Raw genomic sequence first — 15,210 nt, 5'->3', positions numbered from 1 at the left:
CCTCTGCCGCGCAGGCTCCTTGGAACCGGTCGCCTAACGGCGGCGGCTCATGCGGCGGGCCCCGAGGAGGAGTGCGAGAACCAGGATTACGCCGCTCACCAAAACAAGCGTGCGGGTGCCCGAGTGGTTGTCGGATTCATCGGTGGGCTGGGCTTCGTGGTCGGTGTCTTTCGGGGGTGGGGAGGCAAGTCCCGCAGTGCCTTTCGTGGATGCGGACTTGGTTTCCGGGAGCTTTCCGACGGTGGAGTTCTTCGGCAGGGCGAAACCGTAGTCGAGCAGGCGCGCGGCCTGTTCCCACGGACGTATCGGCAGCACATCGGCTTTCAGCAGCGTCACGATGAGTCTGCGGCCGTCGCGTTGGGCGGCGGCGACGAAGGTTTGCCTGGCGTCGTCGGTGTAACCGGTCTTGCCGCCGAGCGCACCGTCGTATTCGTAGAGCAGGTGGTTGTCGTTGGCGATGGGGAAACCCGGATGGTCTTTGTCGTCAGGGTTTTTCGGGTCCTTGGGGTAGCCGGGAAAATCGATTTGCTCGGTGTGGATGAATTCGGCGAACAAGGGAATCGTCATGGCCTCGCGGAACAGCACCGACAGGTCGTAGGCCGAGGTGCTCATCCCAGGGCCGTCCAGGCCGGACGGGCTGGCGGTGCGAGTATCCAAGGCGTGCAACGACTTCGCCAGATCGTTCATCTTCTGCACCGTTGCGGCGTCGCCGCCGAGCTGGGTGGCGATGGCATGCGCGGCATCGTTGCCCGACGCCATGATCAGCGCCTGCATCAGTTGTCGGTTGGTGTAGCGGCCGCCGGGGCCGATGCCGACGCGGGTGCCGTCGGCATTCGCGTCGTCCTGGGTTCCGGTGACGGTCTTGTTCAGGTCGAGGCTGCGCAGTGCGACGGTCGCGAGCAGCACCTTGATCGTGCTGGCGGGCCGGTAGCGCCCGTGCGGGTCCTTGGCGGCGAGCACCTCACCGGTATCGAGGTCCGAAATCTGCCAGGCCGTGGCGGAAATTTCCTGCGGCACCGGCGGTGCGCCGCGCGGGATGACGACGCCGCATTCACCCAGGCGTGAGCCGCCGACCGGTGGAGTCGGCACGGCCAGCGGGGTCGGCGACGGCTGTCCGGGTTCGGGGACCTCGGATTCGTCGATCGGGTTGGGCGGCTGCGTCTTCTGCGGGCAGCTGTCGGTATTCGGGGTGCTGAACGGCGTCGTCGTGGTGGTCGTCGGCGTCGCGTGCGAAACGGTCGCGGCAGGGCCCCAGGTCACGGCCGTAATGGCCAGTGCGGAACCGAGGCAGAGTGCGACGAGGAGGCGAAGATCCCGGGTGCTCATCGGCTGCGAGCCTACTGACCGGCCGCGCGGTGGGCCGTGATGAGACACGAATGCGCCAAGTGTTGACAGGAACTACTAAATGAGAGCTACTATCAAATAGTTGTAACTATCATTTTCTGGAGGGGCTATGCAGACAGACTCGACTCGCCGCTGGTTGGCGCTGGGGGCGCTGGCCTTGGCAATGCTGACCATCGGCCTGGATATGACCGTGCTGACCGTGGCGCTGCCCACCCTCGCCGTCGACTTGAACGCGAACACCGGGGCGCTGCAGTGGTTCAGCACCGCGTACACACTGGCGCTCGCGGCCGTGATGCTGCCCGCGGGTGCGCTCGGCGACCGCTACGGCCGCAAAAAGCTGCTGCTCGGCGCGCTGGTGCTGTTCGGAGCGGCCTCGCTGGCCTGCGCCTTCGCCGCCACCGCCGGTCAACTCATCGCGGCCCGCGTGGTACTCGGCATCGCGGCGGCGGTCATGATCCCGCTGTCGATGGCGGTGCTGCCGGTGCTGTTCCCGGATTCGGCGCAGCGGGCCAAGGCCATGAACATCTGGGTCACCTCGACCGCACTGGGCCTGCCGCTCGGTCCGATCCTCGGCGGCTGGCTGATCGATAACTTCTGGTGGGGTTCGGTATTCCTGATCAATGTCCCGATGGTGGTGCTCGGTGTGCTGGCCATCGCGGTCCTGGTGCCGGAGTCGCGGAACCCGGATCAGCGGCCGATGGATCTGCCGGGCGTCGCGCTGTCGATTCTCGGCATGGTCGGCGTCACCTACGGATTCATCCGGCTCGGTGACAAGGGGTGGGGCAATGGGCTCGGCTGGGGTGCGCTGCTCGGCGGAGTCGCGGCCGTCGCGGTATTCATCGCGTGGCAGCGGCGCGCGAGCTTCCCGCTGGTCGATCTGGGCCTGTTCGGCAGCCCCGGCTTCCGCTGGGGCGCGGCGTTCACCGTGATCATCACGTTCGGCTTGTTCGGCCTGTTCTTCACCGTGCCGCAGTACTTCCAGGCGGTCCTCGGCGCGGATGCGCTCGGCAGCGGCGTGCGCCTGCTGCCGTTGATCGGCGGACTGCTGATCGGATCGCGGCTGGGTGATCGGTTGCAGCCGAAACTGGGACCGGCGCTGATGGTGGGACTCGGCCTGACGGTGCTCGCGGTCGGCATGGGCTTGGGCGGGCTGACCGAAGTGGGGACCTCGTACTGGTTCGTGGCCGTATGGGTCGGGTTGACCGGTGCGGGCATGGGCCTCGGGCTGCCAGCTGGCATGGCGGTCGCGCTGGACAATCTCGAGGTGGCCCGTGCGGGTGTCGGCTCGGCGCTGGTGCAGGCGCTGCGTCAGGCGGCGGGCACCATCGCGGTGGCCGTGCTCGGCACCGTCCTGGCTACCGTGTACCGCGGCGATCTCGGCGCATTGAATGTCGATCCGATTCGCGACAGCGTGAATGCCGGTGTGGCGGTTGCGAAGTCGACCGGCAATGCGGCGATGCTGGAGCAGGTGCAGTCCGCGTTCGTCGGCGGCATGAGCGCGATGCTGTGGGTGTGTGCGGCTCTCTGCGCGGTGGCGGTGCCGCTCGCACTGCGGGTGCTGCCGGGGCGGTCCACGGCCGCACCGCAACACGAGGAGGCGATACCGGACGCGCTGGTGCCGGTCGATGGGCCAGAATCGACTCATGTCGGTTGAGCTGCCCGCGGACGGGACGGCCGCGCAGAGCCTGCGCGAGCGGAAGAAGGAACGGACCCGCCGGACGATTCGCGAAGAAGCGTTCCGGCTGTTCCGTGAGCAGGGCTATACCGAGACCACCATCGAGCAGATCGCCGCGGCGGCCGAGGTATCGCCCAGCACCTTCTTCCGCTATTTCCCGACCAAAGAACAGTTGGTGCTCGCCGACGATCTCGATCCACTGATGATCGACGCGATACGGGCCCAGCCACACGACATCCCGCCGATGACGGCGTTCCGCAATGCGGTCGCGGGGGTGTTCGCGAATCTGCCCGCAGCCGAGCTGGCATTCGAACAGGAACGTCAGGCCCTGCTGTATCACGTGCCCGAGCTGCGCGCGGCCATCGGATTGGAACTGCAACGCGGCATCGACCTGATGGCGGGCCTGCTCGCCGACCAGATGGGCCGGGATGCGGACGATTTCGAGATACGCGTGACCGCGGGTGCCATCGCGGGAGTCGCGCTCGGCATCGCGAGGTTCAACCCGCTGAATGCCGAGAACCTCAATCGCGCACTGGATTTCCTGGAGGCGGGGTTACCGCTCGGCAAGCAGTAGTGCTGCCGAGCGGCCGAAAATCCTAGCCGGACTGGGTAACCGGGCACCCGTGTGCCAATGGGCCGAGCAATTTGTTGTTGTCGTAGAAGTGCTCGAGTTCGAGAATGCGCAGGTCGTCGCTGACCCGGGCGATCGTTACGCCGAACATCTCGATCAATGCGCCGGTGGGCTGGTTGCCCTTGTATTCGCCGTCGTAGCGGCCCCAGTGCCGCCAGCGGAAGGTGACCGCGGGCGGTCCGGCCAGCACCTCGAGCACCTCCCAGAAGAAGCCGTTCGGGAAGGCGGTGTGGAAGATCTCGTGGGAGGACTCGAAGGTCTCCTGCTCGACCTCGTAGTACGGGTTGTCGCCGATCAGGATGTTGTAGCTGCCGATCCTGGCGAATTCCTCGGCGTCCTGCCACGGCCCGCCGTTGACCCGGCCTCGGTAGTGCTCGGCCACCAGCGAAACCCAGGTCGCCGGATCCTTCTTGTGTGAGACCTCCATTTCGAAGACCCGCACCAGATCCTCGACGATGGCCTCGAGCGAGCCCGCCGCGTGCTCGGTGGTGCGCTCGCGCGGCACGGTTTGCCTGGTCAGGTGGTAATCGGGCGCGCCGTTGCGCCAATCCTCGGCCGGCGTCGCGGCGACCACCGCGTCCCGGCCCTGCAGCCACAGCGGCGTCTCGGTTGTGGAATCTGTTGTATCAGCTGTCATCTCGGCTCGCGCCCCTTCGAAGAGATCGGACGCGAGGCAGGCTAACAGCCGGTCGGCCGGTTGTCGCGGCAGGTTCGAATTTGCCGAACCCTATGTCTCCCAGCAACTTTCGAGTTTTAAACGATGATGTGTCACATTCTACCAGCCGTATGCAGTACGCGGTGCGGCGAATCGTCGTCCATGCTGGCGAAGAAGCCGCCGATCACATCCTCGATCTCCGAAATCGACTGTGCGCAATACAGAATCGGTTGGTAGTGCGTGATGTCGTAGACGGCGGTGCCCATCGTCGCCACGTCCAGCGGTCGCAGCTCGGCGTGCTGGAACTCCTCGATCTCGCCGTAGGAGGACAGCAATCCAGCTCCGTAGCAACGGATTTCGCCGTTCTCCCGGACCACGCCGAACTCCATGGAGAACCAGAAGACATCGGCGAGGAACTTGAGCGCCGTCTCGGTGGTCAGCCGGGCGACGGCCGCGCCGACCGCCTCGTAGATGGCGGCGAAGCGCGGGCTGGCTATCTGATTGGCGTGTCCAATGATCTCGTGGATGGCATCGGGTTCCGGGGTGTACAGCGGGGCCGAATGGTGCCGGATGTACTGGGTGGAGTGGAAGGTGCGGTCGGCGAAGGAACCGAAGAACTCGCGCAGCGGCACCAGACCGGCCGCAGGCACATAGCGGAATCCGGTCAGCGGGACCAGTGCCGCGGAGACCTCGTCGAGCTGCGGAATGTGATCGCGCGGCAAATCGACCCGGGCCGCGGCCGCGAGCACCTCGGTGGCGGCGTACTTCTGGTGTTTGCGTGCGAGTTCGGCCGACACGATGCGCCACACCTGTTGTTCCTCATCGGTGTAGTCGATCTGCGGCAGGGGTTTACCCGGTGCGTAATCCAGCGCCAGCGCGGCGATCGCGTTGCGGCGGGCGCGGTAATCGGGATCATGCACGCCGGGGTGCTCGTCGCTCAAGTGCACCATGACATCGCCATCGCCGGATCTGGTCACCGGCGAGTACAGCTGAGCTTCGGTGAACATACGTCGATGCAAGCACCGCGGGGTCTTTGCGACAACAAAAGCCCGTCCAGCTGATCAAACTGTATAGCTGGGCGGGCTTCTTCGCGTTATTACCGGCAGCGGACCGGCTCCTGCGGCGGCGAGCTGATCAGTGCTGACCGTGCAATTCGTGCACCACCGCATGGCCCTTGCCGCGGCCGATCATCCACTTGTTGACCGGCGTGGTGAGGATGAAGGCCACCACCAGGGAGAAGGCGAGCGTCGCCCAGAACATGACCGTATCCAGGTGTGCGTCCATGGCGCCGGGCACGGCGAGGATGACGGCATTGTCGACGATTTCCATGACCGTGATCGAGACCGTATCGGCGGCCAGTGCGGTGGTTATCGCGGCGGCCAGCGGCAGACCCGCCTTCAGGACGCCGCGCATGGTCAGCGCGTAGCCGAAAAGGAAGGCGAGCACGATCGCCAGCACCATGGTCGCGGTGTTGTTCCAGCCGAGTGCCGTGCCGATCACCATGCCGAGGATTTCGCCGATCGCGCAGCCGGTGAGGCAGTGCAGGGTGGCCTGGGCAGCCATCCGCCAGGATGCCGGAGCGTGATGCTCGGTGTTTGCGTGCTGAGTATGCCCGGCGGCTGCCTCATGCGCGGAATGTGCTGTATGCCCGGCGTGTTCGTGGTGTTCGACGGGCGTTCCGTGCTCCTGCTCCATGTCGGGAACTATACCCCCGTAGGGTAATTAGTCAAATGTGAATTCCGACGTTGTGCCCGATTTGCCAGACATGAGCGGACCGGATAAAGCAATATGGCGAATGTACGAAGGAGGGCGCATGAAATCCGTGCGGATCGATCTCGACCAGAAACTGCTCGCCGCCGCGGCCGCCATCATGGGCACGTCGACGAGCAGCGCCACCATCAACGAGGCACTGCGCCGAATCGTTGTGCACGAGCGGCAACTTCACCAATTGCAGCGATTGGCTGCCGGTGTGCTGTCCCCCCTGCCCGGACCCGAGATCGCGGTTGCCGACGGCTGATCGGGCTCACCGCGTCGGGCAGCGCAGCCCTTCCTGGGGCGGGGTCAGCTCGATCAGGTACTTCAGGACCGGTTCGTCGACGCATTCGACGCCGTCCAGGAACGAACCATGTTGGATGCCTTCATAAGTGACCAACGTGGCGCCCAGCGCGCGGGCGAGATTCGTCGCGCCCTGGTACGGCGTGACCGGATCACCGGTGGATGAGACGACCACCAACTTCGGCAGGCCGGTCACCGTCGGGGTATGCGGGCGGCTGGTCGGTGGGACGGGCCAGAAGGTGCAGGCGTCGAACGGAACCCAATCGGCCGCGCGGCCGGTGTCGAACGCCGGGGCAGCGGCGCGGACCCGCCGGTCCAGTTCGAGCGCGCTCGCTCGATCGGTGATCCGCCGGTCGTCGAGGCAGCTCACGGCGGTCTTGTAACCGGTGTCCACCGACTCGGGCGCGAGATAGTCGTCGGCCAGGGTGAGCAGGATATCGCCGTGGCCCTTGGTCAATTCGGTGAGGCCGCGGGTCAGCACCGGCCAGGCTTTCGAGGTGTACATGGTCGAGATCACCCCGGTCGTGGCGTCCGAATAGCCGAGGCCGCGACCGTCGTTCGTGGTGGCGGGGCGGTCGGCCAGCGGCCGCAGCAATGCCGCCATGCGCCCGGACGCCTTGGCCGGATCGGTGCCGATCGGACAGTCCGGCGCTTTGACGCAGTCGGCGGCGTACGCGTCGAAAGCCCGTTGCATACCGGCATAGACGATCACCGGATCGGCGATATTGGTGGCCGGATCGGCCGCGCCGTCCAGGACCATGGCACGTACCCGATCCGGGAACATCTCGGCATAGGTCGAGCCGAGTCGGGTGCCGTAGGAAACGCCGAGGTAGGTCAGCTTCTCCTCGCCGAGTGCCGCCCGGACGATGTCGAGATCGGCGGCGGACTCGGCAGTTCCGACATGTGACAGCAACGCTAATCCGGTGCGCTGCACGCATTTCGCGGCCAGATCCATGCTGTTGTGTTCGGCCTGCGACATCCAGAAGGGCAGGTATTCGCCTGCCAGACCGGCACGTTCGGCCGCCAGCTCCTCGGGCGTACTGCAAACGAGCTTCGGCGTCGACGCGCCGAGTCCGCGCAGATCGATGCCGATCACATCGAAGCGTTGCGCCAGCGGTGTCTGCGCGAGGTCGGCGGGCAGCGTCAGGCCGATACCGCCGGGCCCGCCCGGGTTGGTGAGGATCGAGGCGATCTTCTGTCCGCGTGCGCGCGATCGCGAGATCGCCAGTTGCGCGGTTTTGCCGTCGGGCTCGGCGTAATCGATCGGAACCGTGACGCGGGCGCATTCGAGTCCGGTGCGGTTCGCACCATTTTCGAAACCGTCGCACGGACCCCATACCAGCGTTTGGTGGTAGTACTTGCCGATGCCCGGGGTGTTGTCGAGGTGCGGGCTCTGCACGGGCTGGGCCTGCGCACCGCAGGCGGCCGCGAGAAAGACTGCGGCGAGCCCGATGTGACGCGCACTCCGCCTGCGCCAGTTGAACATTCGACCCCCATGGTTGGACCTGCGCACTCAGTCTGCCCGACCCGGTCGCGGTGCGCAGACCATGGTCGCCATCGCATCCGGCCTGTCGGTGGGTGCTGGCATGATGCGAGATCGCATCGCATTCGAGGGGGATTGATGTCGGTACCCATCGCCAAAATGCCATCCGGCCAACGTCCACGCGAACGGCTGCTCACGCTCGGCCCGCACGCGCTCAGCGACAGCGAATTGCTCGCCGTGCTGCTGCGCCAAGGTCGCCGCGGTGAAAGCGCATTGGATATGGCCGCCGAGCTGATCGCCGAGCACGGCGGCATCGCCGGTCTGGCAGCCGCGCGGCCCGAGGAATTATCGCGGCGCGCGGGTGTGGGGGAGGCCAAGGCGGCGGCCATCATCGCCGCCTTCCATCTCGGCACCAGGGCGCGCAACAGTCCGGAGACCGCCCCGCGCCTGGACGGCGCCGCCGACGTCGTCCGGGTAGCGCTGCCGCTGTTCGCGGGCGCCCGCGTCGAACGGCTGCTGGTGCTGGTGTGCGATGCGCAGAATCGCTTGCGGCACAAGGTATTCGTCGCCGAGGGGGCGATCGATCAGGTCGCCGTCCCGGTCCGTGAAATCCTGAATACCGTGCTGCGCCACGACGGTCGCGCCTTCGCAGTCGTGCACAATCACCCCTCCGGCGACCCGGTCCCCAGCTTCGACGATCGCCGCGCGACCACGCTGCTCATCGAATCCGCCCGCACCGTCGGCCTGCGCTTCCTGGACCACGTGGTGATCGCGGGGGACGGGTGGGCCAGCGCCGCACCGCTGCACCGGTCCGGTGCGTGATGCGGTCAGCGGGGCAGTGCCGGAATGCGTTGCAGCAGTGCGGGTGTCGGCTCGTCGACACTCGCCGCGAAGTCGTCGTGCCTGGTGACCCACCGCACCACGAACGGGCACACCGGCACGATCCGGCGGCCGCTCGCCACCGTGTCCGCGAGCGCGTCGTGGATCAGAATGCTGCCCAATCCCCGGCCGCCGAACGCCGGATCGACCTCGGTCGCATAGAACACACGGTGCGTACCGTCATCGAAATACAGCTCCTCGCCGACGGTCGTACCATCGAGCCGGATCTCGTACGCATTGCGCGCGGGAACGCCGACTACCTCTACATTCGGTTCACTCATGCCCCCTGGAACGCATCCGTACCGCCGTTTATTGCGCAGACGACAAAGGCAACTGGTGACTGGATGCAGATGTGTTCGAATATGAGCGAACGGCCTTTGGTGGGCACGGCCGATGAGCGCACGAATGGCGAAGGCCGCCTGCATCCGAAGATGTAGGCGGCCTTCGTTTTTCGGGCCGGTGAGGTTGGTCCTGGGGTCAGCGGGCGAACAGCAGTGCGCGCTTGACTTCCTGGATGGCCTTGGTGACCTCGATGCCGCGGGGGCAGGCGTCGGTGCAGTTGAAGGTGGTGCGGCAGCGCCAGACGCCTTCGACGTCGTTGAGGATGTCGAGGCGTTCGCGGGCGCCTTCGTCGCGGCTGTCGAAGATGAAGCGGTGCGCGTTCACGATCGCGGCCGGGCCGAAGTAGCTGCCGTCGCTCCAGTACACGGGGCAGGAGGTGGTGCAGCAGGCGCACAGGATGCATTTGGTGGTGTCGTCGAACCGGGCGCGGTCGGCCTGGCTCTGGATGCGTTCGCGGGTGGGCTCGTTACCCGAGGTGATCAGGTAGGGCTTCACGGCACGGAACGCGTCGAAGAACGGCTCCATGTTGACCACGAGGTCCTTCTCCACGGGCAGGCCGCGGATCGGCTCGACGGTGATGGTGAGGGACTTGCCGCTCTTGGGCAGCATGTCCTTCATCAGCACCTTGCAGGCCAGCCGGTTCACGCCGTTGATCCGCATGGCGTCCGAACCACAGACACCGTGCGCGCAGGAGCGCCGGAAGGTGAGCGTGCCGTCCAGGTAGGACTTGATGTAGATGAGCACGTTCAGGAAGCGGTCGGTCGGCAGGACCGGCACCTGGAAGGTCTCCCAGTGCGCGCCCTTGTCGTCTTCCGGGTTGAACCGGGCGACCTTGACGTCGACCATGACCGAGCCCTCGGGAACCGGTGCGGCCTTCTGCGGGGGTGTTTCGAGTACGGCAGTCATCAGTACTTACGCTCCATCGGCTCGTAGCGGGTCTGCACCACCGGCTTGAAGTCGAGGCGGATATCGGAGATGAGCTCCGCGCCCTCCTTGTAGGCCATCGTGTGCCGCATGAAGTTGACGTCGTCGCGGTCCGGGTAGTCCTCGCGGGCGTGGCCGCCGCGCGATTCCTTGCGGTTGAGCGCGCCCACCACGGTGACCTCGGCCAGCTCCAGCAGGAAGCCCAGCTCGACGGCCTCGAGCAGGTCGCTGTTGTAGCGCTTGCCCTTGTCCTGCACCGTGATTCGGGTGTAGCGGTCCTTGAGCGCGTGGATATCGGTGAGCGCCTGCTTGAGGGTGTCCTCGGTGCGGAACACCGCGGCGTTCATATCCATCGTGTACTGCAATTCGGTGCGGATATCCGCGACGCGCTCGTTGCCGTGATCCGACAGCAGCATGGCCAGCCAGTCCTGCACCATCTGCGCCGGGTTCTCCGGCATCTCGACGAATTCGGTGCGCTGGGCGTACTCCGCGGCGGCGATGCCGGAGCGGCGGCCGAAGACATTGATGTCGAGCAGCGAGTTGGTGCCCAGACGGTTGGAGCCGTGCACCGAGACGCACGCGCACTCACCGGCGGCGTACAGGCCGGGCACCACATCGGTGTTGTTGCGCAGCACCTCGCCGCGGATCCGGGTCGGGATGCCACCCATCACGTAGTGACAGGTCGGCATGACCGGCACCAGTTCCTTCACCGGGTCCACACCCAGGTAGGTGCGCGCGAATTCGGTGATGTCGGGCAGCTTTTCCTCGAGCACGTCCTCGCCGAGGTGGGTCACGTCGATGTAGACGTAGTCCTTGTTCGGTCCGGCGCCGCGGCCCTCGAGCACCTCGAGCACCATCGAGCGGGCGACGATGTCACGCGGCGCGAGGTCCTTGATGGTGGGGGCGTAGCGCTCCATGAAGCGCTCACCGCTGGCGTTGCGCAGGATGCCGCCCTCACCGCGGACGGCCTCCGAGATCAGAATGCCCAGGCCGGCCAGGCCTGTCGGGTGGAACTGGTGGAACTCCATATCCTCCAGCGGCAGACCCTTGCGGAACACGATCGCCATACCGTCACCGGTCAGCGTGTGCGCGTTCGAGGTGGTCTTGTACATCCGGCCGGAACCGCCGGTGGCGAAGATGATCGACTTCGCGTGGAAGACGTGCAGTTCGCCGGTGGCCAGCTCGTAGGCGACCACACCGGTCGCGACCGGACCGCGCTCGGACTCGGACATGACCAGGTCGAGCACATAGAACTCGTTGAAGAACTCCACGTCGTGCTTGACGCAGTTCTGGTACAGCGTCTGCAGGATCATGTGGCCGGTGCGGTCGGCGGCGTAGCACGCGCGGCGGACCGGGGCCTTACCGTGATCACGGGTGTGACCACCGAAGCGCCGCTGGTCGATCTTGCCCTCGGGCGTGCGGTTGAACGGCAGACCCATCTTCTCCAGGTCCATCACCGCGTCGATGGCCTCCTTGGCCATGATCTCCGCGGCGTCCTGGTCGACCAGGTAGTCACCACCCTTGACGGTGTCGAAGGTGTGCCATTCCCAGTTGTCTTCTTCGACATTGGCCAGCGCGGCGCACATGCCACCCTGTGCAGCACCGGTGTGGCTGCGGGTCGGGTAGAGCTTCGTCAGAACGGCGGTGCGGGCCCGGGGACCGGCCTCGATCGCCGCGCGCATACCGGCGCCACCGGCACCGACGATGACGACGTCGTAGCGGTGCTCCTGAATCCGGGATTCACTCATGCCTCCACCTCGCTGCGCTCGGCTCCGGCATGTGTGAAACACGCTGTGTCGATGATTCGTTCGCTGCGCTCACTCATGGGAGTTCGCCTGTTCCTAACTGATGTTGGGGTCGAAGGTGAAGATGACGTAGGTGCCGACGCCCACGATCAGAATCATCGAAATGGCCAGCAGGGTGTTCAGCCAGAACCGGGTCGAGTCCTTGCGCGAGTAGTCCGCGATCACCGTGCGCAGGCCGTTGCCGCCGTGCAGCTGGGCCAGCCAGAGCATGCTCAGATCCCAGAACTGCCAGAACGGGCTGGACCAGCGGCCGGCCACGAAGGCGAAGTTCAGCCGCTTCACGCCGCCGTCGAGCAGCAGCATGATCGTCATGTGGCCGAGGACCAGCACGATCAGCAGCAGGCCGGAGAAGCGCATGAACAGCCACGCGTACTTCTCGAAGTTGTTGTTGGAGCGGGCGCGCGGCGAGCGGGGGAGGTCCAGGCTCGCGGGCCGGTCGTACGACTTACCGAGAACAGGTGCGCTCATGCCTGTGCCTCGCTGACGCTCGGCTCCGGCATGACCGCAGTGGCGGCTGTGTTCATCATTCGTTCGCTTCGCTCACTCATGGGATCAATGCTCCGTGAACAGGTAGAAGAACTGGCGGCCGACGGCCGGAACCACCAGCAGGAACCAGATGGCGAGAATCACCCAGAGCATCGTCTTCTGGTACTTCGGGCCCTTGCCCCAGAAGTCGACCAGGATCACGCGTACGCCGTTGAGCGCGTGGAACAGCACGCAGACGACAAGGCCCATCTCCATCAGCGCGACGATGGGGTTCTTGTAGATCTCGATGGCGTGGTCGTAGGTATCGGGGCTGACCCGAACGAGTGCGGTGTCCAAGACGTGCACGAAGAGGAAGAAGAAGATGGTGACACCGGTGATCCGGTGCAGCGCCCACGACCACATTCCGGGGTCGCCTCGGTACAGCGTCTTCCGCTTCGGCTGTGCCGGAGCTTCTATCGTGGTCATAGAGTGCGGTGCCTCCAACGTCGTTGATGGACCCGGTTGCAAGTCCGAGGCAGGCGACGTGGATGTAAATGCCCAGGTGGCTGCGCTTTGCTGCTCCAAATAGCTCGCGCGGGGCCCGCCGCCGGGAACCTGAACCGATCTGTTCTGGACTCTAATCCCCTCGCAATCGCGGAACTAATTCGGCAGGCCGTGCGTTGCGCTACAGTCGAGCGAGTTAGGTTTACCTTTCTTGATGTGTAAAGGGTTGCGCCGTGGCCCCTGCGCGGGCAAGTGCGGCTGGTCTCCGGAGGGGCTGCCGATATCGAAAAGCGGCTGAAAAATCTTGCGCGACAAGGCAATTCAAGTTATGTACATTGCCTATGTATCGAACTCGCGATTTCCGGTCGACGTCGGGGCTCTCCGCTCGACGGGCCGAATTGTGAGCGTCGGCAATGTGGAAAATGTCTCATTCGACAGGCGATAACCTACTCATCGGTAACAGAAAACTATCGCAGATTCCGGTCGGCGACAGCTGAATTTCGCTATGACGTCCATCGGCGTCGTTCCAGCAACCGCGTCATGAGTTCGCGGTCCGCAGGACGCCCCGCGCCGGTGACGGCGACCAGGATCGTGCGTTCGGAGGCCCCGGCGTTGGGTGAACCCGAAGCCATCTGCGACCAGTGATAGCGCACCTGAGCCTCGATGAACGCGCGGTCGCTGCCCGCATCGCAGAGCAGCACCGCGCGATTGATCGGAAAGCGGTCGATCACCCGCTGCAGTTCGAACTGTGTTCCGGTGTTGGCCGGGACATACCCCGACAGATCGACCGCCACCAGGTCGACTCTGGCCAACAGCAGGTCGACCGCGCTCTTCCAGAAACTGCCGTGGCACAGCAGTGCGCGGACCGGGTAGCTACCGGCCGGATCGTGCACGCGTTCGGGCATATTGGTGATCCCGGTCAGCCGGTGCTTACCCGGCGGCAGCGGCTCGGATCCGAATCCGGCGAGCGCGGTACGGAAGGTGCGCGGCGATGCGGCGAACATGGTGCGTATCGCGTTGTCGGCCCGCGCCCGCGCAACCTCCGCCGGGCTGACCGAACCCGAGCTACGCAGAATGTAGACATAGCCGAATTCGCGCCACGCGCCGTGCAGGAAATTGCGGATTCTGGCCTGGTTCTCGAACAGTCGGAGATAGGCGATCTCCAGCGGCGGCGATTTGAACACGTTGCGCGCGGCCGATACCACGGTCAATCGGTAATCGACCGACTTCGGTTGCACGAACTGCACTCGCAGTGGAGGAATCTCGGACGCGCGAACGAAGCGGGGGTCGGGACCGAGGTGACTGAGCGCTGCGGCGTATGCCGGGCTATTCGACCACTTTTCGGCGGTATACGCCGCGTACCAGCGTCGCCAGCGTGGTAGTGCGAACGCGATGATGGCGAGCGATATCGCGATGAGTGCGGCGATCAGCGGCACCACGGCCTCCGGAGCATCGCGCAGCGTGCCATCGGGGTCCTCGGTCTGCACGCCGAACACCAGCACCGCAATGATCAGGCCGATCGGAATCACGATCCACCACACCCGCCGGAGCGCCACCTGACGGTGGCCTCGGATCGCCCGCAACTCGTTCAGATGCGCCTCGAGCGGCGGCACCAAAAGTGCGGCGCGGTCGGGATGGCGGTCGACTTTGCGGCGCACCCGATGCGCGCTGTACCAGGCATGCCAGTCGCGTGCCCCTTCGTAGCCGCGCTCCCACAACCCGAACCCGCAGATGACCGCTGGAAACAGCACGAGCTGATGCCACTGCGACAGGGACACATCGGGAATACCGCGGTGCAGCGGTTCCGGTGCGAAGAAGATCAATCCGATGATCGCCGCGGCCCACGGCAGCGCAAGTGCGGTGTTGCCGAGCCCGGACCACAGTGCCTTCGATTCCGTCGCGCGCACACGCTGTCGAAGATCCTCCGCGGTCATGCCGACATCACTTCAGGACGGCGACGACATAGGTGACTACGTAGGTGAGCGCGAATATCACCGGCACCCACTGCTCGAGGTGGGTGAGCGGCCGGTAGAGACGCCGGTTTCGGCCCTGACCGAGTGCGGTCCACTCCGCGCGCCAATACGGTGATGCGGGCAATCGCTCCTCCAGTGCGCCGACGACCTGATATTTGGCCGCATTGAGCTGACGGTAAGAACGCAGCAGGTAGTACCAGGCTCCGCACTGCACGACCAGCGCGACCGTCGGGCACACCAGCGTCCACACCGCACGGCTCGGATGGAGTTGCAGCAGTACGCCGATGATCGTGAAGGCGCTGGTGTTGAGGGTCAGGAAGAAGCTGTTGGTCAGGCTGCGGCGGGCGCTGATCCGGTCGGCCATCTCGACATACAGCTTGTACTGTTCGAGCACCGCGTCCTGGTACCGGCCTGCATAGCTTTCCGGCGTGACGTGCGAATTCCACAGGCCGTCGCTGATCGGGCTGGACATCGA

16 protein-coding genes are annotated in these 15,210 nt (G+C 65.5%); 4 read left to right on the top strand and 12 right to left on the bottom strand.

Annotated elements, in window-relative coordinates:
- Window positions 1–33: 33 nt before the first annotated feature.
- The gene (locus ACQPZ2_RS39245) at window positions 34–1,326 is read right to left on the bottom strand and encodes a D-alanyl-D-alanine carboxypeptidase family protein (protein WP_433523007.1); all 1,293 of its coding nucleotides are present in this window, start codon (window positions 1,324–1,326) and stop codon (window positions 34–36) included.
- Between the two features lie 127 nt (window positions 1,327–1,453).
- Here ACQPZ2_RS39245 and ACQPZ2_RS39240 point away from each other — a divergent pair, with 127 nt between their 5' ends.
- Complete coding sequence (locus tag ACQPZ2_RS39240; RefSeq protein WP_433523006.1) at window positions 1,454–2,998, top strand: MFS transporter; 1,545 nt, start codon at window positions 1,454–1,456, stop codon at window positions 2,996–2,998.
- On the top strand, window positions 2,988–3,593 hold the full coding sequence (locus tag ACQPZ2_RS39235) for a TetR family transcriptional regulator (protein WP_433523005.1): 606 nt from the start codon (window positions 2,988–2,990) through the stop codon (window positions 3,591–3,593). The genes ACQPZ2_RS39240 and ACQPZ2_RS39235 overlap by 11 nt, the downstream gene beginning before the upstream one ends.
- 22 nt (window positions 3,594–3,615) lie before the next feature.
- On the opposite strand, the gene ACQPZ2_RS39230 is transcribed toward ACQPZ2_RS39235, so the two are convergent.
- From ACQPZ2_RS39230 to ACQPZ2_RS39220, 3 genes are all read right to left on the bottom strand, one after another.
- Window positions 3,616–4,287 carry an ester cyclase gene (locus tag ACQPZ2_RS39230; RefSeq protein WP_433523004.1) on the bottom strand — a complete coding sequence of 224 codons (672 nt, stop codon included), beginning with the start codon at window positions 4,285–4,287 and terminating at the stop codon, window positions 3,616–3,618.
- A 131-nt stretch (window positions 4,288–4,418) separates the two neighbouring features.
- Complete coding sequence (locus tag ACQPZ2_RS39225) at window positions 4,419–5,312, bottom strand: phenylalanine 4-monooxygenase (protein WP_433523003.1); 894 nt, start codon at window positions 5,310–5,312, stop codon at window positions 4,419–4,421.
- A 127-nt stretch (window positions 5,313–5,439) separates the two neighbouring features.
- Window positions 5,440–6,000 carry a DUF4396 domain-containing protein gene (locus ACQPZ2_RS39220; protein ID WP_433523002.1) on the bottom strand — a complete coding sequence of 187 codons (561 nt, stop codon included), beginning with the start codon at window positions 5,998–6,000 and terminating at the stop codon, window positions 5,440–5,442.
- 118 nt (window positions 6,001–6,118) lie between these two features.
- On the opposite strand from ACQPZ2_RS39220, the gene ACQPZ2_RS39215 reads away from it, so the two are divergent.
- Window positions 6,119–6,322 carry a type II toxin-antitoxin system VapB family antitoxin gene (locus tag ACQPZ2_RS39215; protein WP_063038892.1) on the top strand — a complete coding sequence of 68 codons (204 nt, stop codon included), beginning with the start codon at window positions 6,119–6,121 and terminating at the stop codon, window positions 6,320–6,322.
- Between the two features lie 6 nt (window positions 6,323–6,328).
- Here the strand turns inward: ACQPZ2_RS39215 and ACQPZ2_RS39210 are convergent, their stop codons facing one another.
- Window positions 6,329–7,846, bottom strand: a complete 1,518-nt coding sequence (locus ACQPZ2_RS39210) for an alpha/beta hydrolase (protein WP_433523001.1) — start codon at window positions 7,844–7,846, stop codon at window positions 6,329–6,331.
- Between the two features lie 135 nt (window positions 7,847–7,981).
- On the opposite strand from ACQPZ2_RS39210, the gene ACQPZ2_RS39205 reads away from it, so the two are divergent.
- Entirely contained in the window at window positions 7,982–8,665 is a 684-nt protein-coding gene (locus ACQPZ2_RS39205; protein ID WP_433523000.1) for a JAB domain-containing protein, read from the top strand.
- A gap of 5 nt (window positions 8,666–8,670) precedes the next feature.
- On the opposite strand, the gene ACQPZ2_RS39200 is transcribed toward ACQPZ2_RS39205, so the two are convergent.
- From ACQPZ2_RS39200 to ACQPZ2_RS39170, 7 genes are all read right to left on the bottom strand, one after another.
- The gene (locus tag ACQPZ2_RS39200; RefSeq protein ID WP_433522999.1) at window positions 8,671–9,003 is read right to left on the bottom strand and encodes a GNAT family N-acetyltransferase; all 333 of its coding nucleotides are present in this window, start codon (window positions 9,001–9,003) and stop codon (window positions 8,671–8,673) included.
- Window positions 9,004–9,199: 196 nt separating this feature from the next.
- Entirely contained in the window at window positions 9,200–9,970 is a 771-nt protein-coding gene (locus ACQPZ2_RS39195) for a succinate dehydrogenase iron-sulfur subunit (protein WP_364346493.1), read from the bottom strand.
- On the bottom strand, window positions 9,970–11,721 hold the full coding sequence (gene sdhA, locus ACQPZ2_RS39190) for a succinate dehydrogenase flavoprotein subunit (protein ID WP_063038888.1): 1,752 nt from the start codon (window positions 11,719–11,721) through the stop codon (window positions 9,970–9,972). Before sdhA ends, ACQPZ2_RS39195 begins: the two co-directional genes overlap by 1 nt.
- Window positions 11,722–11,829: 108 nt before the next feature.
- Complete coding sequence (locus ACQPZ2_RS39185) at window positions 11,830–12,261, bottom strand: succinate dehydrogenase hydrophobic membrane anchor subunit (RefSeq protein ID WP_040686830.1); 432 nt, start codon at window positions 12,259–12,261, stop codon at window positions 11,830–11,832.
- A gap of 84 nt (window positions 12,262–12,345) precedes the next feature.
- Window positions 12,346–12,744, bottom strand: coding sequence for a succinate dehydrogenase, cytochrome b556 subunit (gene sdhC / locus ACQPZ2_RS39180; RefSeq protein ID WP_433522998.1), 399 nt, complete (start codon window positions 12,742–12,744; stop codon window positions 12,346–12,348).
- 521 nt (window positions 12,745–13,265) lie between these two features.
- Window positions 13,266–14,696, bottom strand: coding sequence for a hypothetical protein (locus tag ACQPZ2_RS39175; protein WP_433522997.1), 1,431 nt, complete (start codon window positions 14,694–14,696; stop codon window positions 13,266–13,268).
- A gap of 7 nt (window positions 14,697–14,703) precedes the next feature.
- Window positions 14,704–15,207: a RipA family octameric membrane protein gene (locus tag ACQPZ2_RS39170; RefSeq protein ID WP_433522996.1), complete on the bottom strand. Its 504-nt coding sequence runs from the start codon at window positions 15,205–15,207 to the stop codon at window positions 14,704–14,706.
- Window positions 15,208–15,210 lie beyond the last annotated feature (3 nt).

Source organism: Nocardia pseudovaccinii (assembly GCF_050942345.1).
Taxonomy (GTDB): Bacteria; Actinomycetota; Actinomycetes; order Mycobacteriales; family Mycobacteriaceae; genus Nocardia; species Nocardia pseudovaccinii.
Note: the sequence above shows the minus strand (reverse complement) of the source record. Positions and strands in the feature narration are given on the sequence as shown.